The organism is Phenylobacterium sp., assembly GCF_041913825.1.
Lineage (GTDB): Bacteria > Pseudomonadota > Alphaproteobacteria > Caulobacterales > Caulobacteraceae > Phenylobacterium.
Genome location: NZ_JAYSEO010000007.1, coordinates 62,391 through 88,425 on the forward strand (window position 1 = coordinate 62,391; position 26,035 = coordinate 88,425).

General features: G+C 69.0%; 24 protein-coding genes. 14 read left to right on the forward strand and 10 right to left on the reverse strand.

Annotated elements, in window-relative coordinates; all coding sequences use genetic code 11:
- Positions 1–148: 148 nt before the first annotated feature.
- A complete protein-coding gene (locus tag ACE3Q8_RS07255; RefSeq protein ID WP_374469591.1) occupies positions 149–1,069 on the reverse strand; it encodes a hypothetical protein in 921 nt (306 codons plus the stop codon).
- A gap of 338 nt (positions 1,070–1,407) precedes the next feature.
- Here ACE3Q8_RS07255 and ACE3Q8_RS07260 point away from each other — a divergent pair, with 338 nt between their 5' ends.
- Positions 1,408–1,938 carry a helix-turn-helix domain-containing protein gene (locus ACE3Q8_RS07260; protein WP_374469592.1) on the forward strand — a complete coding sequence of 177 codons (531 nt, stop codon included), beginning with the start codon at positions 1,408–1,410 and terminating at the stop codon, positions 1,936–1,938.
- A gap of 8 nt (positions 1,939–1,946) precedes the next feature.
- Here ACE3Q8_RS07260 and ACE3Q8_RS07265 read toward each other — a convergent pair whose 3' ends face one another.
- Positions 1,947–2,222: a helix-turn-helix transcriptional regulator gene (locus ACE3Q8_RS07265; protein WP_374469593.1), complete on the reverse strand. Its 276-nt coding sequence runs from the start codon at positions 2,220–2,222 to the stop codon at positions 1,947–1,949.
- Positions 2,223–2,460: 238 nt separating this feature from the next.
- Here ACE3Q8_RS07265 and ACE3Q8_RS07270 point away from each other — a divergent pair, with 238 nt between their 5' ends.
- From ACE3Q8_RS07270 to ACE3Q8_RS07330, 13 genes are all read left to right on the forward strand, one after another.
- Positions 2,461–3,054: a lytic transglycosylase domain-containing protein gene (locus tag ACE3Q8_RS07270; RefSeq protein WP_374469594.1), complete on the forward strand. Its 594-nt coding sequence runs from the start codon at positions 2,461–2,463 to the stop codon at positions 3,052–3,054.
- The gene (locus ACE3Q8_RS07275) at positions 3,051–3,353 is read left to right on the forward strand and encodes a TrbC/VirB2 family protein (protein ID WP_374469595.1); all 303 of its coding nucleotides are present in this window, start codon (positions 3,051–3,053) and stop codon (positions 3,351–3,353) included. Before ACE3Q8_RS07270 ends, ACE3Q8_RS07275 begins: the two co-directional genes overlap by 4 nt.
- Complete coding sequence (locus tag ACE3Q8_RS07280; RefSeq protein ID WP_374469596.1) at positions 3,353–3,694, forward strand: type IV secretion system protein VirB3; 342 nt, start codon at positions 3,353–3,355, stop codon at positions 3,692–3,694. The genes ACE3Q8_RS07275 and ACE3Q8_RS07280 overlap by 1 nt, the downstream gene beginning before the upstream one ends.
- Positions 3,687–6,068, forward strand: a complete 2,382-nt coding sequence (locus ACE3Q8_RS07285; protein WP_374469597.1) for a VirB4 family type IV secretion/conjugal transfer ATPase — start codon at positions 3,687–3,689, stop codon at positions 6,066–6,068. The genes ACE3Q8_RS07280 and ACE3Q8_RS07285 overlap by 8 nt, the downstream gene beginning before the upstream one ends.
- Complete coding sequence (locus ACE3Q8_RS07290) at positions 6,065–6,766, forward strand: type IV secretion system protein (protein WP_374469598.1); 702 nt, start codon at positions 6,065–6,067, stop codon at positions 6,764–6,766. Before ACE3Q8_RS07285 ends, ACE3Q8_RS07290 begins: the two co-directional genes overlap by 4 nt.
- Positions 6,767–6,968: 202 nt before the next feature.
- Positions 6,969–7,904 (forward strand): type IV secretion system protein, encoded by a 936-nt coding sequence (locus tag ACE3Q8_RS07295; RefSeq protein WP_374469599.1) that lies wholly within the window; start codon positions 6,969–6,971, stop codon positions 7,902–7,904.
- Positions 7,905–8,091: 187 nt separating this feature from the next.
- Positions 8,092–8,772, forward strand: coding sequence for a virB8 family protein (locus ACE3Q8_RS07300; protein WP_374469600.1), 681 nt, complete (start codon positions 8,092–8,094; stop codon positions 8,770–8,772).
- Positions 8,769–9,623, forward strand: coding sequence for a TrbG/VirB9 family P-type conjugative transfer protein (locus ACE3Q8_RS07305; RefSeq protein WP_374469601.1), 855 nt, complete (start codon positions 8,769–8,771; stop codon positions 9,621–9,623). The genes ACE3Q8_RS07300 and ACE3Q8_RS07305 overlap by 4 nt, the downstream gene beginning before the upstream one ends.
- 530 nt (positions 9,624–10,153) lie before the next feature.
- Positions 10,154–10,717 carry a TrbI/VirB10 family protein gene (locus ACE3Q8_RS07310; protein WP_374469602.1) on the forward strand — a complete coding sequence of 188 codons (564 nt, stop codon included), beginning with the start codon at positions 10,154–10,156 and terminating at the stop codon, positions 10,715–10,717.
- Entirely contained in the window at positions 10,714–11,715 is a 1,002-nt protein-coding gene (gene virB11, locus ACE3Q8_RS07315) for a P-type DNA transfer ATPase VirB11 (protein ID WP_374469603.1), read from the forward strand. The genes ACE3Q8_RS07310 and virB11 overlap by 4 nt, the downstream gene beginning before the upstream one ends.
- Complete coding sequence (locus tag ACE3Q8_RS07320) at positions 11,681–13,528, forward strand: type IV secretory system conjugative DNA transfer family protein (protein WP_374469604.1); 1,848 nt, start codon at positions 11,681–11,683, stop codon at positions 13,526–13,528. The genes virB11 and ACE3Q8_RS07320 overlap by 35 nt, the downstream gene beginning before the upstream one ends.
- Complete coding sequence (locus ACE3Q8_RS07325) at positions 13,518–14,108, forward strand: LPD7 domain-containing protein (RefSeq protein WP_374469605.1); 591 nt, start codon at positions 13,518–13,520, stop codon at positions 14,106–14,108. Before ACE3Q8_RS07320 ends, ACE3Q8_RS07325 begins: the two co-directional genes overlap by 11 nt.
- Before the next feature lie 802 nt (positions 14,109–14,910).
- The gene (locus ACE3Q8_RS07330; RefSeq protein ID WP_374469606.1) at positions 14,911–15,912 is read left to right on the forward strand and encodes an NAD(P)H-dependent flavin oxidoreductase; all 1,002 of its coding nucleotides are present in this window, start codon (positions 14,911–14,913) and stop codon (positions 15,910–15,912) included.
- Positions 15,913–16,845: 933 nt separating this feature from the next.
- Here ACE3Q8_RS07330 and ACE3Q8_RS07335 read toward each other — a convergent pair.
- From ACE3Q8_RS07335 to ACE3Q8_RS07370, 8 genes are all read right to left on the reverse strand, one after another.
- Entirely contained in the window at positions 16,846–17,829 is a 984-nt protein-coding gene (locus ACE3Q8_RS07335; RefSeq protein ID WP_374469607.1) for a zinc-binding alcohol dehydrogenase family protein, read from the reverse strand.
- A 14-nt stretch (positions 17,830–17,843) separates the two neighbouring features.
- Positions 17,844–18,788: a zinc-binding dehydrogenase gene (locus ACE3Q8_RS07340; protein WP_374469608.1), complete on the reverse strand. Its 945-nt coding sequence runs from the start codon at positions 18,786–18,788 to the stop codon at positions 17,844–17,846.
- 25 nt (positions 18,789–18,813) lie between these two features.
- Entirely contained in the window at positions 18,814–19,134 is a 321-nt protein-coding gene (locus ACE3Q8_RS07345; RefSeq protein WP_374469609.1) for a hypothetical protein, read from the reverse strand.
- Positions 19,135–19,198: 64 nt separating this feature from the next.
- A complete protein-coding gene (locus ACE3Q8_RS07350; RefSeq protein WP_374469710.1) occupies positions 19,199–20,155 on the reverse strand; it encodes an SDR family NAD(P)-dependent oxidoreductase in 957 nt (318 codons plus the stop codon).
- 165 nt (positions 20,156–20,320) lie between these two features.
- The gene (locus ACE3Q8_RS07355; RefSeq protein WP_374469610.1) at positions 20,321–21,142 is read right to left on the reverse strand and encodes an enoyl-CoA hydratase/isomerase family protein; all 822 of its coding nucleotides are present in this window, start codon (positions 21,140–21,142) and stop codon (positions 20,321–20,323) included.
- Positions 21,143–21,484: 342 nt separating this feature from the next.
- Positions 21,485–22,159, reverse strand: a complete 675-nt coding sequence (locus ACE3Q8_RS07360; RefSeq protein WP_374469611.1) for a TetR/AcrR family transcriptional regulator — start codon at positions 22,157–22,159, stop codon at positions 21,485–21,487.
- 150 nt (positions 22,160–22,309) lie between these two features.
- Complete coding sequence (locus tag ACE3Q8_RS07365) at positions 22,310–23,647, reverse strand: MFS transporter (protein ID WP_374469612.1); 1,338 nt, start codon at positions 23,645–23,647, stop codon at positions 22,310–22,312.
- A gap of 172 nt (positions 23,648–23,819) precedes the next feature.
- On the reverse strand, positions 23,820–25,886 hold the full coding sequence (locus ACE3Q8_RS07370; protein WP_374469613.1) for a TonB-dependent receptor: 2,067 nt from the start codon (positions 25,884–25,886) through the stop codon (positions 23,820–23,822).
- Positions 25,887–26,035: the final 149 nt, after the last annotated feature.

Sequence of the window (26,035 nt, forward strand, 5' to 3'; positions counted from 1 at the left end):
GACGCGAAGACGGTCGCAGGCCTCGCGCCAGCGCTGCGACGGCCTCATGGACGCCCGTCGGCGGAACCGGCAGGTGGACCTCGCCGGCACGCTTCGATGTTGGACCTGCTCGCAAGATCGGCTCATCCCTCCGCCGGAGCGGTCCGCCTCAGGTCTGCGCCATACCGGCGTAACCCGCGTACGAATGCTTCAGCGTCGCGTGGTTCAGCAGCATTTCCGCCACCAGCTTTGTTCCGCCGGAGTCGAACACGCGCGTCTTGACCCAGTACGACTCCGTCCGCTTGCTCTCGGCCAGAGCCACGATCTCACGGCGAAGAACATATTCCTCCCCGACAAACAGCGGGCCATTGATCAGGCGGATCTCCTGATCGGCGAAGAGTCCGACAGCTGGCCCCTTTACCGGGAACCCCGCCTCGCGGCTCGTGTACTCAAGCAGCACGCTGAGCATTTCGAAGGGGATGATCGCTCGACCCCATGGCGAGGCGGCGGGGTCGGCGTACCACGGCGAACTTTCCGTGATCACCGCCAGCTTCTGAGCGAGGCTAAAGGGATAGAGCGCGCCCATGTTCTGATCCGGGTCCATGCGGACGCGCTCGTCCCTGACGCCGGTCATGCCCACCTTCAGGTCCTCAAGGATAAGCAGCTTGCCCGCAGGACGCAGGGCCGCCATTCGCGTTTCTAGCAGCGTGGGTCCTGCGCCGTTCCCAAGACTGGCGCTGGCCTCCAGCACCGGCGTGCCGTCCGCCTTTTGCGCCCAGATCCGCGTCGATTCCCCGCCGTCTGCGGGGATATCCACAAAGGCGCGAACCGCCTCACCCTCCACCACCATGTTCAGGAAATGCGCCGAGATGCAGCCGCGCTCAAACCACGCCTGTCCCCAGAGCTTGGCGAGCAGGGGCTGGAACTGACTGAAGTGGGTGGGCCCCTCGATCGGGCCGGCGCGGAAGCCCAGCTTCTCCGCCATGGCGTCGTCGTGAATCGACGCGTGTCCGCCATAGGCCTGATCCGCCAGCATCTGTCGCGGCATGCGAAGCGGTCCAGCGAGGCTGAGCGGGGTCTCGAAACTCATCACGTTCTCCATCTGCGGCGCCAGCGGTGCGCCCACAGGACCTTAGGCGCGATCTCTGCGTCAGGCGCGTCCCACAAATTCGCCACCGCCGTATACCTTGTCTTCGCCGCCTCCGCCTTGAGTCATGTCTCCCGCACCCAGAGACGCCCTGGAGGGTCTGCGCTGGAGCCGGCCCGTCGCCGTCGGACTGCTGGTCCAAACCTCGCCCATTCAGGCCCGGCGACAGCGGCCGCGCCTAAGCGGCGCCGGAGCCAACGCCGTCCCCCCGTGCTGAGGCGCCGACCTTCGCCTGGGACCGACCATGGACGCACGCATCTTTTGACACAGGCGCAGATGGCATGGCCAAATCCCGGCAAGCTCCGGTTGATTACGTGGCTCCCATGGACGTGTTGCGGGATCAGGATACGGCGTCACGCCGCGCGACCCTCTCTCGTATCCTGAAGACCTTTCGCCGCCGCGCCGGCCTGCGTTCGATCGAGGCCGCCCGCGCCATGGGAAAGGGCCTGAGGACCTACCAGCGTTGGGAGTCCGGCTATTACGGCCTTCAGCTGGAAGAGATCCACCGCTTCGCGGAGATCGTTCACGCCGATCCTTGGGGCATTGTCTTCGCCGTGGAGTTCGGCTCGGTGGATTTCGCCCTGGCCACAGCCCAGAACAACGCCGCTTCTCTCATGCTCGTGGCTCTGCGGCGCTTTCACCGTAAGACGCCGGAAGCCATCCGCGTCCTCGACCCCCGGTCGCTGTCGCTCACCTTCACCCGCGGCTTCGACCTGCTTGCGAAGCGCGCGGAGGAATACGAGGCCGACCTCGAGCAGTGGATGTTCGACGAGGGGCTAAGCGCGGCGGAACCCGATGACGCCGACGACTAGCGCGCCGGCTACCGGTTCATCGGGTGTGAGTCATGGAGGAGGCCGAGGGTTCGCGCACGGATCACCGCCTGCAGCCGCGTTCTCACCTCGAGCTTCCTGCAGGCGCGAAAAACGTGCCGCTCAACGATACGGTGGGACACCCCAAGGATAGCGCCGATATCCCGAGAGCTTTTCCCCTCTTGCACCCAATAAAGGCACTCCAGCTGCCTGGCAGATAGGCTGATCTCTCCAGTCTGACGGATGAACGCCTCAACCGCAGACCTCTCGTCAGACAACGACTGCATCGGCACCCTCCAATGAGCTTCCGGAACGCGAAATTTCGACGGTTATCGACCGGCCAATTACTTGAGAAGCGGCGCGGTTCCGCGCCTCATGCTGGAGGTCCAACAAAGTCGTCGCAGGCGCCCTGCAGCGACGCTGCTTGCGCCAGGAAATGGCGCAATGTCCCGGGAGCGGGAGGGAGGTTACGCCCTCGTTCGCAATCGCCGGCGGGTGCAGCCTTGAGACCGAAAGGACTCGCCGATGCTCTCGCCCGAAGTGGTCATGGCGCTTGCCGCACAATGCGCCCCCAGCGTGGAGGCCTCGACACTGCTGGCCCTCGCGCGGGCGGAGAGCGGGCTCGACCCTTACGCGATCGGCGTCAATGGGCCGAAGCGCGGGGCTCGTCCTTCGCCGCGCAATCTCGACGAGGCTGTCGCAGCCGCCAGCGCGCTCCTCGGCGCCAGCCACGACATCGACCTGGGCCTTGGCCAGATCAACGGTCGCAATCTGGGCCGGCTCGGCCTGAACCTCAGGACCGCCTTCGAGCCCTGCCAAAACCTGGCCGCGGCGGCGCAAGTGCTGCAGGAGGGCTACGCGCAGGGCGCGGCCCGCCACGGCGATGGCCAGGCCGCCCTGCGCGTGGCGCTCAGCTACTACAACACCGGGGGCCCCACGCGCGGCTTCGCCAACGGCTATGTGGCGCGCGTCCTCGCCGCAGCGGGATCGGCGCCGCCCCGTCCTGCAGCACGCCCTGCCGCTGAACCCGATCCGCCCTCGCCCACCCCCTGGGACGTCTTCGCCCGGACGCGGGTTCGCACCGCCTTCGTCACCACCATCCCGCGGAGCCTGCCTTGACCCTCTCGCACCCCATCCTTCGGCGCGGTCTGCTGGCTCTCGCCATCAGCGTCGCCGCCGCCTCTCCCGCCCTGGCGCAGGACGCCGGCGGAGATCTGGGCGCCTTCATCCAGAACATCATCGAGATGCTCAACAGCGGGGTCGTGCGGGGCCTCGCCGTCCTTGCGGTGATCATTACGGGCATCGTTTGGATGTTCGGACACATCGACCTGCGGCGCGCCGGCACCGTGGTGATCGGCATCATCGTCATCTTCGGCGCGTCGACGATCGTCGACATGATCACGGGCGGGGCCGGCTGATGCCCCCCGTGGAACGCCTCCAAGACGAGATCCTGTTCCTGGCCTGCACGCGGCCGGCGCTGATCCTCGGCGTCCCCATGGAGGCCATGGGGGTCAACCTCATCGTCTCCTGTGTGGCCTTCCTGGGCGGCGGCTCGCTGCTCTACCTCCTCGTCGCGCCTGTCCTCCACCTGGTCTTCCAGGCGATCTGCCGAGCCGATCCCAACGCGTTTCGTGTCCTCTACCTGTTCGTGGAAACGAAGGGGCGCGCCCGCAACGGCGGGCTGTGGGGCGGCAGTTCGCCCTCCCCGCTGCCGCTGCGTCGTCGGTCGACCCTCGGATGGCGTGCGCGCCATGCCTGACGTCGCCCTCCACCCGACGCCTCGGCGGGCGATCGGCCGCGAACTCGATGCGGCCAAGGCGCTGCCTTACGCCCGGCATGTGAACGCGCGGGTGATCGCGCTCGACACCGGCGCCCTGATGACCTGCTTCCGGCTGGACGGCGCCAGCCACCAGACCGCCGACGTCCGCGACCTCAACGACTGGCACGCCAAGCTCAACGGCGCGTGGCGCAACCTGGCGTCAGACCGCCTGGCGATCTGGCATCATCTGGTCCGACGGGTGGCCGAACCGCCGCCGGAACGCGCCTTCCGATCCGACTTCGCCCGAGACCTCGACGCGGCCTACCGCGCGCGCCTGGCCAGGCAACGCCTGTTCCGGAACGAGCTCTACCTGACCCTTGTCCTGCATCCCGGGCGCGACGCGGCCGATCGGACACAGGCCTGGGTCGGGCGCCTGCTGCGCGCCAGCCATGTCGACCTCGAAACGGAAGACGCCGTGCGACGATTGGAGGACGCCGGCCAGGACCTCGTGCAGCACCTCGCCCGCTACGGCGCCGAGCCGCTCGGCCTGTACGAGTGCGACGGCCTGGTGTTCTCCGAGCCCCTGGAGATGCTTCGCCTGGTCCTCACCGGGCAGCCCGGCCGCGCGCCGCTGGTCCGCGGTCATCTGGGGGCTTCGATCTACACGGCCCGCATCATCTTCGGACGCGAGGCGCTGGAGATCCGGGAGCCGGCCTCGGCCCGGTTCGGGGCGCTCTTCGGGGTGAAGGAATATCCCGCCTCCACGCGGCCGGGGATGTGGAACGGCCTCCTGTCCGCCCCCTTCCCGCTCGTCGCCAGCCAATCCTTCAGCTTCCTCTCGAAGACGTCGGCGGGAGCCGTTCTCTCGCGCAAGCAGAACCAGATGCTCTCGGTCCGCGACCGGGCCGCCTCGCAGATCGCAGGCCTCGACGAGGCGCTCGACGACCTCATGTCGAACCGCTTCGTCATGGGCGAGCACCAGGCCTCGGTTCTGGTCTATGGCGACAGTCCCCGCGAGCTTGCCGAGCACATGGCCCGAACCCGGGCGCTGCTCGCCGACAGCGGCCTCGTGGCCGCGCGGGAAGATCTCGGCCTCGAAGCCGCCTTCTGGGCCCAGTTCCCCGGCAATTTTCGGCTTCGGCTGCGGCCGGCCGCAATCACCAGCCTGAACTTCGCGAGCCTCGCCCCCTTCCACACCTTCCCGACCGGCCGCGCCGCCGGGAACCACTGGGGGCCGGCGCTCACGACCTTGAAGACCGTGGCGGGCTCGCCGTTCGCCTTCAGCTTCCACGTCGGCGATCTCGGTCACACCTTCATCTGCGGGCCCTCCGGCTCAGGCAAGACCGTCGTCCAAAACTTCATGCTCGCCCAGCTGGAGGCGTTCGGCGCTCAGCAGGTCTTTCTGGACAAGGACCGCGGCGCGGAGATCTTCGTCCGCGCTTGCGGCGGGACCTACCTCCACCTCCGTCCCGGTGAGCCGACGGGCTTCGCGCCGCTGAAAGCGGCCTTGGACACGCCCGCCGACCGCGCCTTCCTCGGCGAACTCGTCCGGCAGATCGTGCGCCCGGCCGATCGGCCGCTGTCGCCGGTCGAGGAAGCGGCCATCGATGCGGCGATCGCCGCCCTCCTGCCGTTGCCGGTCGAGCGCCGCTCCTTCGGCGCGCTGCGAAGCCTGCTCGGCCAGCGAGACGTCGGCGGCATCGGCCCCAGACTCGAGCGCTGGCGCCGCGGAGAGGCGCTGGGCTGGGCGCTCGACAACGACGCTGACGCGCTGTCGCTGGAGCCCCGCTTCCTCGGCTTCGACATGACCCACGTGCTGGACGCACCGGAGGTGCGGACACCGCTGACCCTCTACCTCTTCCACCGGCTGCAGCGCCTGGTGGACGGCCGTCGGCTGGTGATCGACGTGGATGAGTTCTGGAAGGCGCTGGGCGACGACGCGTTTCGCGACCTCGCGCAGGACGGCCTCAAGACCTTCCGCAAGCAGAATGCGCTGCTGGTGCTGGGGACCCAGTCCCCGGCCGACGCCCTGCGCTCCCCCATCGCACACACGATCCTCGAGCAGTGCGCGACCAAGATCTTCCTCCCGAACCCGCATGCGCAGCCCCGGGACTACGTCGAGGGTTTCGGCCTCTCCAAGCGGGAGTTCGATCTCGTTCGGCAGGAGCTGGACCCCAGCCAGCACCGCTTCCTGGTCAAGCAGGGCCTGAACTCCGTGGTGGCCGAACTCGACCTCAGCGGCCTGGACGATGCGCTGGCGGTCCTCTCCGGCCGCGCCGAGACCGTGGCGCTGCTCAACAGGCTCCGCGCCGAGCATGGCGACCGCCCCGAAGCCTGGATGCCTGCCTTCCAGCGCGCCCGGAGAACCCTATGAGACACCTGCTGGCCCTAAGCCTGGCCGCGAGCCTCGCCGCCGCCTCGCCGGCCTCCGCCCAACTCGTAGTCCATGACCCGACAAGCTACGCCAGCCTGCTTCGCCAGGCGAGCACGGCTCTCGACCAGCTGCAGGAGCTCAAGGCGCAGCTCGGCGAGGCGCGGCGCCTGTACGATGGCTTCAACAGCGCCTCCGGGGCCGGCCAGCTGGCGGGGCTGCTCGACGCGCCCGAACTGCGGGCGTTCGTGCCCGACGTCGCCAAGTACGCCGCCGCCGCGGGCGGCGATTTCAGCGCGCTTGGCGAGCTGGGCCGCTCCGCGGACGCGATCCGTCGACAGTCACGGCGCTACACGCCCGCGCCAGACGATGTGCAGGGCCAAGCCCTGTCGCAGGATGGTGACCGGGCGGCTCGTGACCTGGCGCTGGGGCGCGCCGCGGCGGAGGCCGGCGCTCAACGACTCCAGGGGCTTCAGCAGCTGGCGACCCAGCTCGATAGCGCGCCGAACGTCCGCGCCGTCCTCGACTTGCAGGCCCGTATGACCGCCGAGCAGGCCATGGGGCTCAACGACCAGATGCGGCTGCAAGGCTTGGCCATGGCGCAGGAGGCGGAGGCGCGTCTTCTGGCTCAGCAGGCGCGGGAAAGGGCGAAGGCGGCCCGCCAGGCGCGGATGCAGCGCTACCGCGAGGTCTTCCAGTGACGGCGCTGGCGCATCCCTGCGCCATGACGATCGAGGCGGCTGGGTGGCGCCCGATGCCGGAGCTCCGCCAGGACACGGCCAAGGTCCGGAGCCAGACCGGCGCCCGGCCGCCTTGCTCAGTGGGCGCCTTCGCCGCCCGACGGGGCGCCCTGCTCCTGGCCAGCCGGGGCGGACCCGGACGGCATTGGGAAGGCGTCCGCTGATGCAGGCCGGCTTCGGCATCTTCGGCCCGGCCCACCTCTATGTCGACGAGCGGCTCGACGGCTTCCTTGCGACAGGCGTCAGCAATGTCATAGCCGAGGTCGCAGGCCCGCTACGGACCGCGCTGGTCCTTTACGTCCTGCTTTATGGCGTCGCCATTCTTCGCGGCGCGATCTCCGAGCCGATCATGGACCTCGCCGTCCGCGCCCTGAAGCTGGCCCTGATCTACCTGCTGGCGACCACCCCCGCCTATGAACCGTGGGTCACTGAGCCGCTGTTCCACGTGTTGCCGGAGACGCTTGCCCGGGCGGTCGGCGGCGCCCCTGTCGGCGACGCCGGCCAGGCCTGTGACCGCTTCTTCGGCCGGGCGGCCTATCTTGGAGACAAGATATCCGACCAGGCGACCCTTACCGACTGGTCGCCGCTCCTGGTGAGCGGCGCCGTCTGGGTCTGCGGCGCGCTTGCCGCCGCCCTGGCGTTCGGCATCCTCATGCTCGCCAAGGTCGCCCTGGCGTTCATCGTCGCGCTGGGCCCGATCTTCATTGCCTGCTCGTTGTTCGAGGCCACGCGCCGCTATTTCTTCGGCTGGCTGAGCCAGGCGGTGAATTACCTCGTCCTTTTCGCGCTCGTCCTGCTGCTGCTGGAGTTGGTGCTGGCCTTCGTCGCCGATCAATGGGGCGCGATCGACGGCGAAGACGCCATAGCCGGCGGCCTTCTGTTCATCGCGCTCAGTCTGCTGGGCGCGATCTTCTTCCTGCAGACACCGGCGATCGCCGCCGGGATCGCCGGGGGCGCGAGCATCGGTCTGGCTGACTTCGGCGCCGCCGCCAGGGGCGGGAGCCGTCAGCCGCCGCACCCAAGCGCCGGGGGCTCCGGCGCCCGCCCGCAGGTGCGCCGCGAAGGGGGCTTCGTTCGACCCATTGGAGTTCATGCATGAGATCCGCCCTGCTCGCCTTGACCGCCGCAGGCTTCCTGTTGGGGTGCGGCACGCACCCTGAGGTCGAGGCGCCCAGTTGCTCCGGCCCCCGACGGCCCGCCAACCCGCACGGTTCGCTGCTCGCGCCGGTCGAACCCACGCCGGCGCCCGCGGCTCCGGGCGCTGGACGCTGCATCGGAGTGGGACCATGAGCGGCGTCCCCTCAGAGGACCTCCGGACGTACTTTGCGCAGGCCCGCACGTGGGATCAGGACCGGCTGCGGCAGGCCCGGAACTCCGCTCGGCTCGCCTGGACGCTCGCGGCGGCCGCAGGAGCCTTCGCCGTGACGGGCGCCTTCGCCATAAGCGCCCTGACGCCGCTGAAGCGTGTGGAGCCGTATGTCGTTCGGGTGGATCGCGCCACCGGCGCGGTGGACGTCCTGCGGGGCCTCTCTGCGCCCGACGACGTCACCTATGAGGAGGCGGTCACCAAATCCTTCCTCGCCACCTATGTTCGGGCGCGGGAAGGTTGGCTCCCGGCTGCGGCGGAAGCCAATTTCCGGCAGGTCTCGATCATGTCGACCCCGGAGGAGCAGCAGCGCTGGGCCGCCGCCTTCCGGCCCTCCAACCCGGCTAGTCCCCAGACGCAATATGGCCCGACCGCCGATGTGCAGGTCGCCATCCGAGCCATCTCCTTCGTGGCCCCTGGCGTGGCCAATGTGCGTTTCCATCGCACCTTTCGCCGCGGCCCCGCCCTCGAGGAGAGCGACTGGATCGCCACGGTCGCCTTTGCCTACACCAAGGCGCCGATGACCGAGGGGGACCGGCTGCGCAACCCGCTCGGCTTCCAGGTTTCCAGCTACCGCGCCGACCCGGAGGTGGTCCGATGAGGGGACGTTGGGTCTTGGCGCCTGCGGCAGTTTGCGCGCTTGTCGTTTTCGCGCCCGGCGCCGGCGCGGCGGAGCCGGCGCAGTCCGGCGCGGCGGACCCGCGCATCCGAACCGTCGATTACGATCCCCAGCAGGTGGTGCGCATCTTGGGCGTCCTGCGCACAGCAATCCAGCTTCGCTTCGCACCGGAAGAGACCGTTCAGCATGTCGCCCTAGGCGACGGCGCCGCCTGGGAGGTCGCGCCGGAAGGCAATGTCCTCTTCCTGCGACCGACCAGCGCCGGAGCCGCGACCAATCTCATCGTCACTACCCGCACCCCCTCGGCCGAGACGCGCCACTACGCCTTCGAGCTGGGGATGCGCAGCGCCACCTCCCGCGCCGCGCCTTTCTTCGTCGTCGAATTTCGGTATCCACGCGACGAAGGCCGCAGGCTAGAAGCCGCGCTGGACGCCGAAGCTCGAGCGCTCGAGGCGCGCATTGTCCAGCTCCGGCTGGAGCGCGGCGCGCTGCAGGGTCCCCGCAACCTCGCCTACGAGTTGCAGGGTTCCCTCGACATCGCGCCGTCCGAGGTGACCGACAACGGCCGATTCACGGTCCTGCGCTTCCCCGGCGCCCAGGCCGTCCCCGCCGTCTATGCGGTCGGCCCGGACGGGTCGGAGGCGCTCGTGCCCTTCGACGTTCGCGGAGACTTCCTGGTGGTTCACGAGACGGCGCGACAGCTGCGCCTGCGGCGAGGCCGCGCCGTCCTGTGCATCTTCAATCTGGCGTTCGACCGCTACGGAGACGGGGCGCCGAGCGCCACGGCGGCTCCGGATGTGGAGCGCACCATCCGCTCGGAGGTGAAGCGATGAACCCGGACCACGACCCCATCCCAAGCGCGTCACGAGGCGACCCACCCCTCGACCGTGGCATCTCGCCGGTGGCGGGGCGGTTTTCCCTTGGCGGGCGCGGCAAGTCGGTCGGGATCGTGGGCCTTCTCCTGGGCTGCGGCGCGCTGGCGTTCGCCACCTGGAGGGGGGAGCAGCCACGCTCGAAACCTGCGCCAGAGCGCCCGGCCCGGCAGGTGGTGGTCTATGAACCCGCGCGTCCCGGCGCTCCGACCCTCGCATCGCCGGGCGCAGACGCGCCGGCGCTTGCGCCCCCAATGGAGCCGATCGTGCCGGCGCTGGATCCAGACGCCGCGGCTTCATCGCCCCCGGCGCCGACGCGTCCGGCGAGCGGGAGCCCCAGCCGCGCGCCGCTCCTTGTCTATTCGCGCCCTGGCGCTGCGCCGGAAGACCCGGTCACGGGGCCGCCGAACACCGCGTCGGCGCCGGCGTCGGACACCGAGCTTGATGGTCTCCGCCGCAGCTCAAGGCTCAGCCGGGCGCAGGCTCAGAGTGTGGGAGACCGGAACTTCCTGCTGCTGGCTGGCGCCACCATCCCCTGCACGCTCCAGACGGCCCTCGACACCAGCACGCCCGGGTACGTCACCTGCCTGATCGGCCGGGAGGTCTACTCCGATAACGGGGCCGTCGTGCTGCTGGAGAAAGGCGCGCGTGTGCTCGGCGAATACCGAACCGGCATGGGTCTGGGGCAGGCGCGGATCTTTGTTCTCTGGACGCGCGCCGTCACGCCGAACGGCATCGCCATAGCGCTGGCCTCACCCGCCAGCGACAGCCTCGGCCGCGCCGGCTTCGGCGGCGAGGTCGACACCCACTTCTGGGAGCGCTTCGGCGCCGCTGGGCTTCTGTCGGTGGTGGACGCCGGCTCCGAAGCGCTCCGGCCCGCCCGCGCGGCGGACGCCGGCGGCCTGCGCCTGCCCTCGGACGCTCCGGCGCTCGCCGTCCAGCAGTCGGGGCGCATCCGGCCCACCCTGCGCAAGGGTCAGGGCGGCGAGGTCGCCATCCAGGTGGCGCAGGATCTCGACTTCTCGTCCGTCTACGCTTTGAGGCCGCGGCCATGACGCATGACAACGCGATCCTGACCCACTATCTCGCGCCGCTTCGGGCGCAGCTCGATGCCCCCGACGTCACCGAGCTGGTCATCAACCGGCCGCGGGAGTTCGCGGTGGAGACGCGGCAGGGGTGGCGGTGGTTCGACGCGCCCGATCTCACCGAGGAGGCGGTCTGGCGGATCGCCGTCGCGGCCTGCGCCGCCACAAGGCAGGACGTCGGCCCAGACCGACCCGTCTGCTCGACCGTCCTCCCCACCGGCGAGCGGTGCCAGGTGGTGTTGCCGCCCGCCGCGGAACAGGCGTCGATCACCTTGCGCAAGCCCGGGCCAGCGACCTTCACCCTCGCGGACCTAGGCGGTCAGGGTTACTTCGCGGATGTCGAGCACGCCGTCGGCGCCTCGCGACCCGGCGATGACGTGCTCCTCACGGCCCGCGCGAACCACGATTGGGTCGCCTTCTTCACCGAGGCGGTCCTGCGCCGACGCAACATTCTGATTTCGGGGCCAACGGGGTCGGGCAAGACGACGTTCGCCAAGTCGCTGATCCAGCTGATTCCGGAGGGCGAGCGGCTGATCACCATTGAAGACGCCCGTGAGCTGATCGTCCCTCACCGGAACGTGGTTCACCTGCTCTACGCCAAGGATGGCCAGGGCCTGGCGCAGGTCGGAGCGAAGGCGTTGCTCGAAAGCGCGCTGCGCATGCGGCCCGACCGCATCCTCCTGCAGGAGCTGCGGGACGGCTCAGCCTTCTTCTACTTGCGCAACGTCAATACCGGACACCCAGGGACCATCACCACGATCCACGCCAACTCCGCCCGCCTGGCGTTTGAGCAGTTGACCTTGCTGGTGAAGGAAAGCGAGGCCGGCCGCGAGCTGCCGCGCGCTGACATCAACGCCCTGCTCCGTACGCTCGTCGACATCGTCGTCCAGGTGAAGCGCGAAGGCGGCCGCTTCCGCATCGTCGAGGTTTGGCATGAACCACATCGCCCAGGCGCCCTGGCCGCTTAGGCTCGGCCTGATGGCGGCGCTCGCCGCGGGCATGGCGGCGTTGCTTCTCCTGCTGACCTTCGGCATCGCCCTGGCGGGCCTGGGCCAACTCACCCGCAAGATCGATCCCGCCGCCGCCCCCGCATGGTTGTGGTATTACCGCCACGATCCCGACGTCCGCCGGTGGGTGAAGATCGGCGCGCTGACCTCGGGGACCGGGGCCCTGGTCGCCGTCGTCGGGGTCGCCAGCCAGATGCGCCGCCCGCTGCACGGGGCCGCTCGTTGGGCCAGCGAGGCGGAGATCCGGCGCGCTGGGCTGCGCGCTCGAACCGGCATCGTGCTCGGACGCAAGGGGGGCCGCCTGCTCGTCTTTGGCGGACAAGAGCATGTCATGCTCTACGCTCCCACCCGCAGCGGCAAGGGTGTCGGGGTGGTGATCCCCAACCTGCTCGCCTGGCCGGGCTCGGCGGTGGTCCTGGATGTGAAACGCGAGAACTGGGAGGCCTCGGCCGGCTATCGGCGAGCGCATGGGCAGGCCACGTTCCTGTTCGATCCGCTGGCAGAGGACGGTCGCACCGCACGGTACAACCCGCTCGGTCACATCGATCGGCGCGATCCGCTGGCGGCCATCGACGAGCTTCAGCGAGTGGCCGCCATGCTGTTCCCGCACCCGCACAACGGGGATCCCTTCTGGGCCGAAAGCGCGCGGACCGGCTTCGTCGGGGTGGCCGCCTACCTTTCGGAGAGCCCCGAGCGTCCGCTTACCTTCGGAGCCCTCTACGCCGAGCTGACCGCCGGCGATCCGCGCGCCCGCTTCCCGGCGCTCATCGCTCGGCGGGCGCAGGACGCACGCCCGTTGTCCGCCGCATGCGTGCGAGCGCTCACCGACTTCTGCGCCTCCTCGGAGAACACCTTCGCCTCGGTCCGGCAGACCCTGACCTCAAGGCTGAACCTCTGGCTCAATCCGAAGGTCTGCGCTGCGACGGACGCCAGCGACTTCGACCTGCGCGACCTGCGCCGGCGTCCGATGTCGATCTACCTGGCCGCGTCGCCCGACAACCTGGCCCGCATCGCCCCGCTGTATGCCCTGCTCTTTCAGCAGCTTGTGGACGTCTCCTGCCGCGAGCGCCCCGATGCTGAGCGGCATCCTCACCAGGTGCTGGTCCTACTCGATGAGTTTGCGCGCCTTGGCCGCGCCGAGGTGCTCGCCAAGGCCTTCGCCTACGTGGCGGGCTACGGCCTGCGCCTGTTGCCGGTGCTGCAGAGCCCCGCCCAGCTCCGCGCGGAGTATGGGGCTGACGCCACCGAGGAGATCCTGGCCAACTGCGCTGTGGAAATCGCGTTTGCAACCAAGGAGCTGCGCCTGGCCAAGGAACTCTCCGACCGGCTCGGCGACACCACGGTGCGGAGCGCGTCGCGGAGCCGCCCGGCCGGCCTTTCGCGCGGGCGTCGCGGCATCAGCGAGTCCGATCAACGACGCGCCCTGCTGCTGCCGCAGGAGGTGGCCCAGCTCGGCGAGGACGAGCTTATCGTGCTCAAGACGGGTCTGTGCCCGGTCCGCGGACGCAAGATCCGTCACTATCGCGAGGGCGTGTTCAAGGCTCGGCTCATGTCCGCGCCTGAGCCGCCGGTCCGCCAACCCGCCGCGGCGCCGACCGCGCTGGAGGATCCGACGCTGCCGAGCTTGGCTTCCGTCGAGCACGCGCTGGCCGAAGCCGGCCTGGAACCGCTGCCGTCCGCCGGCGCCACGGCCGACGAAGTCGAGGCTTGGGTGGATCGGTTCTTGGAAGCGTCGGCCGCCAAACCCTTGGAGGTGGACGCCCATGGCCGATGACGCGCTGAACCGGATTGACGCGCCGACGGCAGGGTCGGGCGCGGCGGGCGACGTCCCGGACCGGATCCGCAGGCGCTACCTCTTGGAACGGGAGGGCGGCGGGCGACTGGGCTTCTATGTCGACGCCACCACCCGCACGCCTGCCTTCCTGGACGATGGGCGGCGCCTGTCCGCCACACGCAACGATCCGCGCCTTGTGCAGGACCTGGTGGCGATCGCCGAACACCGTGGATGGCGGCGGATCGACGTGCGGGGTGAGACGGCGTTCCGGCGGCAGGTGTGGCTCACGGCCCGGGCGGCCGGGCTGGAGGTCAGGGGCTACAAGCCCACCGTTCGCGATGAGCAGGAGCTCGGGCGACGTGGGTCGCTGAGGCCCGCCGCAGAGCGCGATGCGACGCCGCCGGAGCGGGAGGATCCAGACCAGGCGCGGCTCCAGGTCGTCCGCGCCGTGGTCAACGTCTTGGTCCGAGAGCCAGAGCGTCGGGCCGCCATCCTCCGAGCCGCAGAACAGAAGCTTGGGGCCCGTCACCACCTTCATCAACCGGAGCCCTCGGGGCCATCGCGCAGCCGCACCCGCTAGCTCAGGATGCGCCGCGCCCGAGCGGGGGGGAGCCGCCGCGTCCTCGACGCCCAACGAGCGCCATGGGCGCGCCGCGGTAGGCCGCCTTCCCAGTCAGAGCCCGGGGTGGGCGTGGCCACGAGGCTCTCCGCGAGGCCGCGCGTAAGCAGCGGCCCGTCCGAGAGGACGGCGGTGGCGTTGGCCGGCCGGCGGCCGCCACTCCACGGGCGACGGCGAGGCCGGAGGCGGTCCGGGCGTCAAAACGCGTGTTCACCGGGATCGGGGCGCGCCTGCGGCGGACCCGAGGTTTGGCAGCGCGGCTCCCGCGTCGCCTCAGCGTCGCCGCCGGGAGCCCCACCGGTCTTTCGTGCATGCCGCATCGCCGCCGTAAGGTTGCCGGGATATCGCTCCCGGCGGGCGGTCCCGACCCTGTGTGTCTCGGTTGAGGACGTGCGGCTTGGGGGCGCCAGATCAAGGCTGAGCCGCGCCAGTACAGTGCAGCTCCAGCTGTGCAACGTCAACAGAAGGACCGGCGCCAAGGTCGACATGTCCGACGAGGGGTTGCGACCCGAAGGCGTCCTGGGCGCGGGCCGACTGAGCAAGGGATGGTCGGTTGAACGGCCACCACACGAACAGGGGCTGAGATGCTGGCCCGCCGACGCCACTGCGCAGACCCGCGCCAGACGCTCCAGGAGCCCCGCTCGCGTTCCCGTTCGGCTTCTCTCAATTCCCAGGGACCAGCGTCGACCGCCCAAATGATTAGCATTGCCGCCCCGGGCGGCGGCCCTGTACGCCTCCAGCTCAGGCTGCGAGGAGGAACGCCATGAAGACGAGGATCACGGAGCTCTTTGGCATCGAGCACCCCATCATCCAGGGCGGCATGCACATGGTGGGCTATGCTGAGATGGCCGCCGCGGTGTCCAACGCTGGCGGGCTGGGGATCATCACGGGCCTGACCCAGGGCACGCCTGAGGGACTGGAAAAGGAAATCGCGCGCTGCCGCGAGATGACCGACAAGCCGTTCGGGGTGAATCTCACGTTTCTGCCGGCGGTGACACCGCCGGACTATCCCGGCTTCGTGGAGGTGATCGTCAGGAGCGGCGTCAAGGCCGTGGAGACCGCCGGCAACAATCCTCAGAAGTGGCTGCCTGCGTTGAAGGAAGCGGGCATCAAGGTCATCCACAAGTGCACCTCGGTGCGACATTCGCTGAAGGCCGAGTCGATCGGCTGCGACGCGGTCAGTGTCGATGGGTTCGAGTGTGGCGGGCACCCGGGCGAAGACGACGTCGGAAACTGGGTGCTGCTGCCGCGTGCGGCCGAGGAACTCAAGATCCCGTTCGTGGCGTCCGGCGGATGTGCGACCGGCAGCCAGCTGGTTGCGGCCCTCGCGCTCGGCGCCGAGGGCGTCAACATGGGCACGCGGTTCATCGCGACCGTGGAAGCCCCGGTGCATGAGAATGTAAAGCAGGCGATTCTCTCCGCCAGCGAGCTCGACACCAGGCTGATCATGCGTCCCCTGCGCAACACCGAACGCGTGCTGACCAATGCCGGCGTCGAGCGGCTGCTGGAGAAGGAGCGGACGTTAGGTGACAAGATCACCTTCGCCGACATCGCGCCCGAGGTGGCCGGCGTCTACCCGGCGATCATGAAGGACGGGATGATGGACGCAGGCGGCTGGAGCTGCGGAATGGTTGTCGGGCTGATCCACGATGTGCCCACGGTGGCGGAACTGATCCACCGCATCATGAGCGAGGCGGACACGATCATCCGCCGCCGTCTGGACCGGTTTGCAAGTCTCGAGAGCGGCGGCGTCTCCGCAGGCTGAGCCAGAGGACGCCCCCGTGTTGCGCACCTCGCCGGAAGCGGCCGGCGCCCGAGCGCGGCCCACGGGCGTCCGCCGTCGGGCCGCAGCGCTGACTTTGGCTCCGGCTCCGGCTCCAACGAGTGCGTCCCTTGAGCTTCGCGTCGGAACTCGCGCGGCGGCGGCGACCCGCTGTGCAGCCCTTGGGGTGCGCGAGCGGCTTGCAGTGCACACGAGACATGCGGCGCAAAGCGGGCGTCAGGGGTTCCGTCCGAAGGGGGCAAAGTCAGCCTTCGCAGCAGATCGCCTCCATCAGATCGGCCCTCGCACTGCGGCGACGGGGCTGGGGCGACGGCCATTCTGCAGATGGCTCGGCGGCTGAGCGAGGGCGGCGCAAAGGAGCGCCGTCGGCGATGCGCGCCGAGCCAACAAGCACACCAACACGCCCGCTGCGCCGAGAACCTGGGAGGCTCTCAGGGGCGCTGCTGCTACCAGGGTCGCCGCGTCCCGACCCCGCCCTCCAAGGTGAGGCTGCCGCTTCGACGCCTCTTAGCCAATCGCTCATAGATGAGCGCCAGGCTGCCTCGCGCACCCGCGTCGCCTTCGCGCCGGAAGCCGCAATCGTCGCCCTCAGCCACGCGCCCCTCATAACCGTGGTCCCCCAAGGACCAGCGGACCGAGCGCCGGGCCTCGTCTCCACCTGAGCCGGCTCAGCCTACCTCGCCGCCGCGACGCCGGTGTGCCGCGCTGTCGCCAAGACGGAGGCATGGCAGGCGCTGGTGCGCGCCCTCACCTGATGCGCGCGCGCCTGACCGGGCGCGCCATGACGTTTGCCGTCAGCCTCAGCGTCCTACGCCTGCGACTAGGCCGCGCCGGCGGTCTGGGGTTCAACGCGCCTGTTCTTCAGCGCGAGCCCTGGAACGTGGCGGCTCATTTCGCCAGAGCCGCACACGGAGCTCATGGGATCAGGATCGTCTTGCCGAGAAGTTCACCTCTTGCCCGCTGCGCATGCACAAGGGCTGCTTCCTCCAACGGACGGCGGTTCACTCGGGTGGGTTTGAAGCGGCCGTCCTGGAACATCTCCACGACCTCGTTCATCAGCTCCCCTCGCCGGGCGTCGTACCTGTCGTACACGTGCATCGACCAGAAGCGCAGCTTGCGTCGAAGGTCGGGTCGATCGCAGAGAAAGCCGAACGAGTTTTTGGCTGGAGCGCCGGCTCTGCGGTTCAGGACGAAGACCATGCCTTCGGGGGCCAGCATAGCGAAGTTCTGGTTGAAGCGTTCACCCGCCAAGTGGTCGAAGACGAGATCGACGCCCCGGCCGCCTGACCAGGCCCGCACATCGGCGACGACGTCGCTGCTCTGACCATCCAGCGTCTCATCCGCGCCCCAGGATTTCAGGAGGTCACGCCCCTCCTGCGAGGTCGAGCTTGCGACGACGTCCATCGCGAGGGCCTTGGCGGCCTGGATCATCGCCATTCCAACGCCGCCGGCGGCGTGCGGCATGAACACCGTTTGCGCATGATGACCCTTCAATCCATCGCGGAAGAAGGACCAGGCGGACCGATAGTCGGAGAGGCAGGCCGCCAGCTCGATGTCGATGTCGTCCGGCAACCGAGTGACGGTCTCGACCGGAGCGGTCATGTACTCGGCATAGGCGCCGCCGGCCAGGTTGATCACTTGGACCGCCGCTCCGTCGGGCAGGTCACCGACGCCGGCGCCCACGGCCACGACATACCCCGCTGCGATCTGGCCTGGCACGAACGGCGGTGGCGGCAGCGCATAGGGATACGAGCCTTCGTACCACATCGCGTCCCACGCTCCGATGCCGATCGAGCGGATCCGGACCAGGACCTCGCCCGGTCCCGGCGCCGGCGTCGGGGCTTCGCGTGGCTCCAGGACCTCAGGGCCCCCGAAGCGCGAGATGACGACTGTCTTCATGGTCGGGTTGCTCATCACGGCTGCACGACGACGCGGGAGAGCTGCGTCGCGGCGGCCAGTCGGGCCGCCTCGAACGCTTCCAGCGGGAACGCGGTCTCGTCAGGGGCCTGCCAATCGGATCGGACGATGCGCAGCGCCTCGGCAAGCCGCTCGGGCGCGCATCCGGTGGCAGGCGGACCGAAGTCCCACGCCCGGATGCAGGGACAGGCGTCGAGGTTTTCCCACAGCGTGTCGAAGAGCTGTGGCGGCTCTCCGCAACGCGCGCCGAGGAAAAACAGGTGACCAAAATCGGCCATTCCCCGAAGAGTTTCGGCGAAGCCGGGGCCTGCCACAGGATCCAGGACGACGTCGGCGCCCCGGCCGTCTGTGAGGGTGCGGATGGTCTCGCTCGCCCTGTTCTCCGCCACCGCGGCGCCGCGTGCTTGCAGACGCTGCGCCTCTTCGCGGGTGTCCGCGGTGGCGATGACCCTAAATCCGCGTGCGGCAGCGCGGTGCGCCAGGGCGAGGGGGAGGCTCCCCTTAGGCTGGAGGATCAGCAGTGCGGATGGCCGCAGACCTGCGAGCCCCTCCTCAAGGAACAACTCCGCGGCCATCACATCGGCCGCGTCCAGCGCCTCGGAAGCGCTGACGTCGTCCGGGAGGCGGAGCACCTGTTCGGCCGTCGCCACCAGGGCGTCGCCGTAGCAGCCGCCGTACAGCAGGGGCCTGACGATCAGGACGCGGTCACCGACGCGAACGTCCGCGACCTGCTCGCCGGCGTCCTGTACACGCCCGACAGCGATGCGGCCCGGAGACCAGGCGTCATCGACGTCGCGGCTGGCCACGAAGGCGTCTTCGGTCACGGGGGCGAGCTCGACGCGAACCTGAACTTCGAAGGGGCGCAGTACGGGCAGTGTCGTCTCTACGAGGGTGAAGCGCGCCTGCCCTCCCTGCTGTTGGCTGCGGGACAACCGTCTCATGCCTGGCCTTCTCCTCCATCCCCCATCATGCGCGGCCGCGGTGACTGGGGTTCCAAATGCTCTTCGGTCCTGATGCGAGCTGGGCGGCGTTCGGCCGTGTGGCGCCTCGGGTGAGGCGGAACCGCCGCGGGTGACGGGTCGCGTCACCCAAGGCGCAGGCCTGCCGCCACGCCTCCGCCAAGGTCAGCCGCTCGTCCTCATAGACCCGGAAGGTCTCGTCGCTCGCCGATTCCTCAAACAGCGCGGCCAGCGTCTGCGCCCCGGCTATGAAGACACGCTCGGGATGTCCACGTCGTTCGCGCACCGAGAGCTCGACGGAGACGCCCGGCCGCGTCAGCCGGTCCATAGCCTCACTGCGCGTCAAGACCCGTTCTGCGGCCACCGGACCCGACAGGCTCCCCTGGGGCGCGTCAGACCGCATGGCTCGCCTTTGGCGGAAGCTGCAGCTCGGCCGGCGGGGTCCTGGCATGGGCGGCGGTCGCGCCGAGGGGCCCTTCGGCGGCGGCGAGGCCGGCCTTGGCGAGTTCGAGGCGGCTCTGGGCGAAGCACTCCGGCGGCAGGACCTCGCCCGTGCGGTCGACGAGCTCGCTCCAGCGCTCAAGGAGCTGTTCAGCCGCATCGTCGCCCCCGCCGACGTGGACGCCTTGCGTGAGCGTGACGTGATTGACCTCGAAGCTGCCCGCGCCGGCGGCAAGGATCATCTTGGAGGGGGCGCCCTCGCCCACCAGCGCGAGCACGCCCGGGCTGACCTTGTCGGGCTGCAGCAGACCGAGCTGCTCTGGCGGAAGAAGACCGGCCAGCATCTGCGTAGCGGCTGTGGGGGCGATGCAGTTCACCCGGATGTCATGCTTCGCGCCCTCGATGGCCAGGGTGTTCATCAGACCGACCAGCCCCATCTTGGCCGCGCTGTAGTTCGCCTGGCCGAAGTTCCCGTAGAGACCAGAGGACGAAGTGGTCATCACGATGCGGCCGTAGTTCTGTCGCCGCATGATGTCCCAGACGGCCTTCGAACAAATCGCCGAGCCAGTGAGATGCACGTCGAGCACCAGTCGGAAGTCATCCAGGTCCATTTTTGCGAACGACTTGTCGCGCAGGATCCCGGCGTTGTTCACGAGGATGTCGACCCGTCCCCAGCGCGCCATGGCGCCGGCGACCATCGCCTGCACGGCGGCCTCGTCCGCCACGGAGCCGATGGCGCCCATCGCCTCCCCCCCGTCGGCGATGATCTCTTCGACGACGGCGTCCGCCGCGCAGCTCATGTCGTTGACGACCAGCTTAGCGCCCCGCTTGGCGAGCAGCCTTGCATGGGCGCGGCCGAGGCCGGCGCCCGCGCCGGTGACGATCGCGACCCGACCAGACAGATCGATCATATCCGCTCATCTCCAGGTGGATGGCGCCTGAAGTGCAGCCGGTCGGCGGCATTCGGCGCAGCAGCGTTCCGCTGCGTGTCAGGCGTAATTGGCTGACGACGTTGACTGGCGAAGCAGGGCCGAGGCGCCAGGCAGGCGCCCGCGAAGGCCGCGGCCGGGCGGCTACTTGATGTAGTCTCCGAGGGTGGCGCTGTCGTGCGAGTGCTCCGAGACCGTCGCCGCGAACAGCTCGAAGCCGAAGTGCATGTTGAAGTCGTCGGTGAACAGCCGTTTCCAGCGGCGCCTGGAAAGCTGAGTGGTGAGGCGTCGGACCACGCGGCTGCTCTTCATGACCTGACCGGCAAGCTCGCGGGCACGGGGCATCAGCTGCTCACGCGGCAGGGCCTCGTTGACCAGCCCCAGGCGGACCGCCTCCTGGGCGTCGACGCCGCCGCCGGCGATGGCGAGGTAGTTCGCGCGCTTGATCCCGAGCAGCTCCTGGTAGACGAGGAACTGGCCGTCGCCCGGGACCATGCCAAGAGGGATGTGGGCCTCCATGAAGCGGACGTCGTCCGCGCAGAGGGTGAGGTCCGCCAGCAGGGCGATCTCCAGGTGATGTCCCGGCCCATTGATGACCCCGATCACCGGGATGTCGATCGACCAGAGCTGGTTCTCCTGAAGCTTGGTCCCGTCGACGTACCAGATGTCGTAGCAGCGACGGAGGAACTGCTCGTGGCTGATGCCAAAGCTCTCTTCGTTGAAGCCTGCAGCGAGCCATCGATCGCCGGTGCCGGTGATGATGAGCAGCTCGTTCTCGCGGTCCGCCCCCACCGCAGCGAACATCTGCGGCCAGGCGCGATGCAGTTCGTAGCTCCACCGCGGCGTCTCGCCGTTCTCGTGCATCCGCACTTCGATGACGCCGTCCTTGCGGGTCATTGCAAAATGCTCGGCGAACCGCTGGCTGTAGCTGCTGAACGGCTCGTCGGCGACGAAACTCACACTCATGGCGACCCCTCTCCCGTTCGGCGCCACCGCGCCTGCTCATGAATGTCGTTCTAGAATCTTCTTCACGGTCGGGCAAGGCGCCTTGTGCGGCCCAGACCTCCGGCGGTCAGTTCTTTAGTGGGTTCGCCAGGGCCAGGGACGGCGCCAGGCGCGCGCGGCGATCCGGCCCCGGCAGGCGTCGCAGGTCTCCCCGCGTTCAAAGAGTGGCTTCGGAGCGCGTGCTTGCTCCGGCAGCACTCGACCTGCCAGACAGTGAGCTTGCGCTGCTTACAGTGGGGCGCCGGCGGCTCTACGGCTCATAGGCTGGCCGTCCAGGCGCCTCGTTATGGGAGGCCGCCGCCGTCAGCCCTCTCCGCTGACGGCGGACGCGTCCGCCTCGCCCAGCCGTCCCGCCCGCGCCCGCGCGATCTGATCGAGGCAGAACCGCTTCAGCTCCTGGAGCATGAGGGCGTTCGGCACGCCCCCCTTCCAACGCCCGATCCAGTCGATGAGGATCGCCTGCATCATCATCGCGGTCACAAACCGGACCATCACCTTGACGGCCAGGTGCAGCTGCTCGCGATCGGATCCGGGATAGCGGCTTCGGAGCAGGTCGGTGAAGTTCTCGATCGCCGCTTCCCACACCCGGGTGCGCATCTCGTTGATGTTGCCAGCGCCGGCGAGGTAAGCGGCCCCGAGCACGTGCGCCTGCTTACGGTAGAAGCGGTCGACCGATTTGAGGATCGCACGGACCATCTCCTCATCGCTGGCGTTCTGCCACTTCGACGGCGCGCTCAGCGGCCCCAGGCAGGTGATGGCCTGGCCCGACACCTGCAGGTGCAGACCGGCGAGCAGCGCCTTCTTGTCCTTGAAGCGGGCATAGATGGAGCCCACCGCCACATCGGCGTGGGACGCAAGGTCGGCGATGGTGATCTGGTCGAAGCCCTTGGCCTTCAGGAGGGCGTCCAGGGAACGATAAACCTCATCCATCGTCCGCTGGCTGCGGGCTTGTGACGGCGCGCGGATCGAGTCGAACATCAGGTCATCCATTCCCCTCAGGCCTCTCCGCTTCCCTATCCGATCCCCTCCTCGACAACAACGCCCCAGGGTGCGCGTGTCGCATGTTCTAGTCTGTGGTTCCAGAACGGGAATCTGATATACACAGACCGGAGCTCATTGCGCCCGATTTCATGCGGACTGGGCGGAGCCCGCCGTCCGCAGCCGCGTGGCCGCGAGAGCGGCGACAAGCGCGGGCGCCGCGAGTAGCGCCAGCAGACCGGCCTCCGACACGCCCAGAGCGAGCATCGCGCCACAGGCAAGGGGCCCGGCGATCGCCCCGGCCCGCCCGGCCATGCCGGCGAAGCCGAAGCCTGTCGCCCGCACGGCGGTAGGGTAGAGGCCGCTCACGACCGCATTCAGGAGCAGCTGCCCGCCGCCCGAGATGGCGCCTAGGACCGTGCAAAGCATGAGCAGCGCCGGATAGGAGACGCCGAGCAAGGCGCCGGTGGCGCAGAACAACACCCCGCCGGCAACGAACGCCAAAGGGATCACGCGCTTCACGCCGAACCGATCGGCGGCCCAGGCGAGGGGCAGACTGCCGGCCACGGCGCCGAGGTTGAGCATCGCCCCCGAGAGCGCCGCCAAGCCTTCCGGCGTGCCCGTGGAGGTCAGGATGAGGGGCATCCAGCTCAGCACCGAGTAGAACAGCATCATGTTGGCGGCGAAGATCAGCCAGATCAGCAGGGTGTTTCGACGGCTCGCGCCATCGAAGAGCGCCTTCACCCCCGGCGTTGTCGTGCCGGTCGCGGCAGCGGGCTCCGGCGCCACCCACCCGCGCTGCACCAGCGCCTGGACCCGCCGCTCGTCAGCGAGGCGGCGATCTCCGCTTCGGCGCCGCGCCCGCTCCAGCCGGAACATCGGGGATTCAGGCATCCAAAGGGCGAGGACGGGCGTGAGGAGAAGGGGCGCGACCCCGCCCGCGATGAAGATCTCACGCCAGCCCACGAGCGGGAGCAGCCACGCGCTGAGGGCGCCGGCGGAGAGGCCCCCGACCGGAACGCCGGCGCCGAGGAGCACGACCATCCGCGAGCGGAGCTGCGGCGGTGCGATCTCCGCCACCAGGACGATCACGTTCGGCATCACGGCGCCCATGCCGAGTCCGCCCAGGAAGCGGACGACGATCAGTTGGGCCGGCGACTGGGCGAAGGCGCAGGCCAGGGTGCACAGGCCGAAGGTCGCCACGCAGAACAACACCATCGGCTTGCGCCCGAACCGATCCGAGAACGGTCCCTGCCCGACCATGCCGACCAGCATGCCGGCGATGCCGGACGAGAAGATCAGGCCGAAGACCTCCTTCGGCGCCTGCCACTCGCGCGCGATGGCGGGAGCGAGGAAGGAGATCATCTGGACGTCGAACCCATCGAGGAAAGCCACGAGCGTGCAGACGACGAGCACGACCACGTGCAGGGTTCGCAAGCGCGCTGGCGGCGCCGAAGCGGCGGGGCCGTCCAGAGGTGTCGCCGTCATCGCCGTCTCCATCGAAAGTCTCACGCCCCGCACCGGTCAGTCTGCTACGAGCCGTTCAGCGGCGCTCGGCCAGCCCGCCTCTTCGCCCCCAGCGCACGCCGCGACGGGCGCCGGAGGGTCCAGGGAGGTGGCGTCGGGCGACAGCGCCGGACGCGGGCCTAGAGACGCGGCCCTAGAACGAATAGTCGAAGCCCACGCCGAAGGTGCGGGGATCATTGATCGAGGCGGGATAGAAGGCGCCAAGCGTGATCACCGCAGTCTGATACCGCTTGTCCGTCAGGTTCTTGCCGAAGGCGTAGACCTCCCACGCATCGCGGTAGCCCAGGGTGACGCGGGCATCGAGGGTATGCCAGCCGTCGTTGCCCACGAACGGCTCGTTGGCCGCCGTGTAGAACGACTTGGATTCCCGGTAGTATCGGACATTCGCCCGCACGCCGAAGTCGTCGGTGATCTGCCGCTCATAGCGACCATCGATCGAAAACTGCATCCGGGGCGACCGGATCATTCGGTTGCCCGAGCGATCGAAGGTGACGATGTTGCCGAGGAAGCCCCGTTCGAACAGGGTCTCGTACTCGCCATCCAGGAGAGACAGGGTGCTGTCGAGGCTGAAGCCGGCGCCCAGCAGGGCGGTGGTTTCGAATTCCGCGCCGTAGACACGAGCGCTGCCGGCGTTGTTGACCTGCGCGTCCCCGACCGCGACCGTCTCCCGAACCTGCAACCCCTTCACGGTCGTGTAGTAGGCGGTCGCGTTGAGCCGAAGGCGACGGTCGAGGAGCTCGGTCTTGACGCCGGCTTCATAGTTCCAGAGGCGCTCGGGATCTGCGCCGGGCGCGACCTGACTGAACCGGGCCGGCCCCGCGGAGTAGGCGCCCGCGCGGTAGCCGCGCGACACCGTGGCGAACAGGAAGGTCTGCGGCGTCGCCTGGAAGGTGACCCCCAGTTTCGGAATCCACGCGTCGTCGCGGCGCCGGTCCTCGACGAAGGAGGCTCCAAGGGCGCCAAGCGCCGGCGTGGTGACCGAGAAGTGCTTCCGATCCAGGTTGTAGCGAAGGCCGCCGATCAGCTTCAGGCGATCCGTCACCTCCCATTCGGCCTGGGCGAACGCGGCATAGGCCTTCGTCGAGCTGCGGGGCGTGCTGAAGCCCGTCTGTCCCGCGGCCGTGAAGATCTGGATCTCCACGTAAGACTTGTCCTGGAAGTAGTTGAGGCCGCTGGTGAGCGTCAGCGGGCCGGCCGCGTAGTTGGCCCGCAATTCCTGGCTGAAGTCGTTGTTTCCCAGCCGGCTCAGCGTGTGCACGAACGGGCTGGCTGTCCCCTGGCCGTCGGTGTCGGCGTTCACCCGGGCGCGGTACGTGCGCCGACTGGTGATGGAGGTCAGCGTCAGGTCGTCGTTGACGTCGTAGGTCGCGGTCAACGAGGCGCCATAGGATCGCCGGCGGGTCTGGATCTGGTCCTCGTACTCGGTCTCAACGACAGCCGGATCGCCGTAGCCCACCACGACGCCCGCGGCGTTCTTGAGGTTCTGGAACTGGTCTTCCGCCTTCAGGAGCGAGTAATCGGCAGCGAGCGTCGCGCTGAAGCGCTCCCCATGGAAGAGCAGCTTCGCACGCGTGGTCAGGTCGTCGACCGCGCCCACGCGATTGCCGGTGTTGGCGTTGCGGAAATAGCCGTCGTGCCCGGACTTGACTGCGGACAGGCTCGCGGCGACCCCCTCCGTAATCGGCCCGCCGAGGTAGCCCTTCAGCTCGTACTTGTTGAACGAGCCGTAGTTCCCTTCAATGCGGCCCTCCGGCTCCTCGGTGGGCGAGCGCGTGATGATGTTGATCGCGCCGGCTACCGAATTGCGGCCGTAGAGCGTGCCCTGGGGCCCCCGGAGCACTTCAATGCGTTGGACGTCGGCGAAATTGAAGAAGGCCGCGTCGGAGCGCGGCAGGAATACGCCGTCCAGATAGACGCCGACCGCCTCCTCCGCCCCGATCACCACGTTCGGACTGCTGACGCCGCGAAGCACGATCGAATTGATGCCGCCGAAGTTCATGTTGCCGCCGATCAGCAGGCCCGGCACCGACCCCTGGAGGTCGGCCACGGTGGCGATGCCCCGTTCCGCCAGAACTTCCTCGCCGATCGCGGTGACCGACACAGGGGTGCGCTGGAGGGACTCTTCCCGCTTCTGAGCGGTGACGACAATCTCCTCCAGGTTGGCGCCGTCCTGCGCCAACGCAGCGCCGGCCAGGCCCATCGCCAATGCCGTTGTCGCAGACAGAACGAATTTCCTGCGCATCCTCCCCATACCCTCCCTTGGTGTTTTGCTTGTTCTCGCCGTCCGTGTCGGGCCGGTCGTTTATAGGATGCCGTTCTAGTTCGTCGTTCTGATACTAGCAAGCCAAA

Coding starts and splice junctions, on each gene's coding strand:
- ACE3Q8_RS07365 (WP_374469612.1), bottom strand. CDS start 23,647: ATGACGGCGACACCTCTGGACGGCCCCGCCGCTTCGGCGCCGCCAGCG.
- ACE3Q8_RS07360 (WP_374469611.1), bottom strand. CDS start 22,159: ATGTTCGACTCGATCCGCGCGCCGTCACAAGCCCGCAGCCAGCGGACG.
- ACE3Q8_RS07305 (WP_374469601.1), top strand. CDS start 8,769: ATGAGGGGACGTTGGGTCTTGGCGCCTGCGGCAGTTTGCGCGCTTGTC.
- ACE3Q8_RS07270 (WP_374469594.1), top strand. CDS start 2,461: ATGCTCTCGCCCGAAGTGGTCATGGCGCTTGCCGCACAATGCGCCCCC.
- ACE3Q8_RS07355 (WP_374469610.1), bottom strand. CDS start 21,142: ATGAGTGTGAGTTTCGTCGCCGACGAGCCGTTCAGCAGCTACAGCCAG.
- ACE3Q8_RS07285 (WP_374469597.1), top strand. CDS start 3,687: ATGCCTGACGTCGCCCTCCACCCGACGCCTCGGCGGGCGATCGGCCGC.
- ACE3Q8_RS07290 (WP_374469598.1), top strand. CDS start 6,065: ATGAGACACCTGCTGGCCCTAAGCCTGGCCGCGAGCCTCGCCGCCGCC.
- ACE3Q8_RS07300 (WP_374469600.1), top strand. CDS start 8,092: ATGAGCGGCGTCCCCTCAGAGGACCTCCGGACGTACTTTGCGCAGGCC.
- ACE3Q8_RS07320 (WP_374469604.1), top strand. CDS start 11,681: ATGAACCACATCGCCCAGGCGCCCTGGCCGCTTAGGCTCGGCCTGATG.
- ACE3Q8_RS07325 (WP_374469605.1), top strand. CDS start 13,518: ATGGCCGATGACGCGCTGAACCGGATTGACGCGCCGACGGCAGGGTCG.
- ACE3Q8_RS07345 (WP_374469609.1), bottom strand. CDS start 19,134: ATGGACCGGCTGACGCGGCCGGGCGTCTCCGTCGAGCTCTCGGTGCGC.
- ACE3Q8_RS07280 (WP_374469596.1), top strand. CDS start 3,353: ATGCCCCCCGTGGAACGCCTCCAAGACGAGATCCTGTTCCTGGCCTGC.
- ACE3Q8_RS07340 (WP_374469608.1), bottom strand. CDS start 18,788: ATGAGACGGTTGTCCCGCAGCCAACAGCAGGGAGGGCAGGCGCGCTTC.
- ACE3Q8_RS07265 (WP_374469593.1), bottom strand. CDS start 2,222: ATGCAGTCGTTGTCTGACGAGAGGTCTGCGGTTGAGGCGTTCATCCGT.
- ACE3Q8_RS07260 (WP_374469592.1), top strand. CDS start 1,408: ATGGCCAAATCCCGGCAAGCTCCGGTTGATTACGTGGCTCCCATGGAC.
- virB11 (WP_374469603.1), top strand. CDS start 10,714: ATGACGCATGACAACGCGATCCTGACCCACTATCTCGCGCCGCTTCGG.
- ACE3Q8_RS07330 (WP_374469606.1), top strand. CDS start 14,911: ATGAAGACGAGGATCACGGAGCTCTTTGGCATCGAGCACCCCATCATC.
- ACE3Q8_RS07335 (WP_374469607.1), bottom strand. CDS start 17,829: ATGAAGACAGTCGTCATCTCGCGCTTCGGGGGCCCTGAGGTCCTGGAG.
- ACE3Q8_RS07295 (WP_374469599.1), top strand. CDS start 6,969: ATGCAGGCCGGCTTCGGCATCTTCGGCCCGGCCCACCTCTATGTCGAC.
- ACE3Q8_RS07370 (WP_374469613.1), bottom strand. CDS start 25,886: ATGGGCCTGGCCGGCGCTGCGTTGGCGCAGGACGGCGCCAACCTGGAG.
- ACE3Q8_RS07255 (WP_374469591.1), bottom strand. CDS start 1,069: ATGAGTTTCGAGACCCCGCTCAGCCTCGCTGGACCGCTTCGCATGCCG.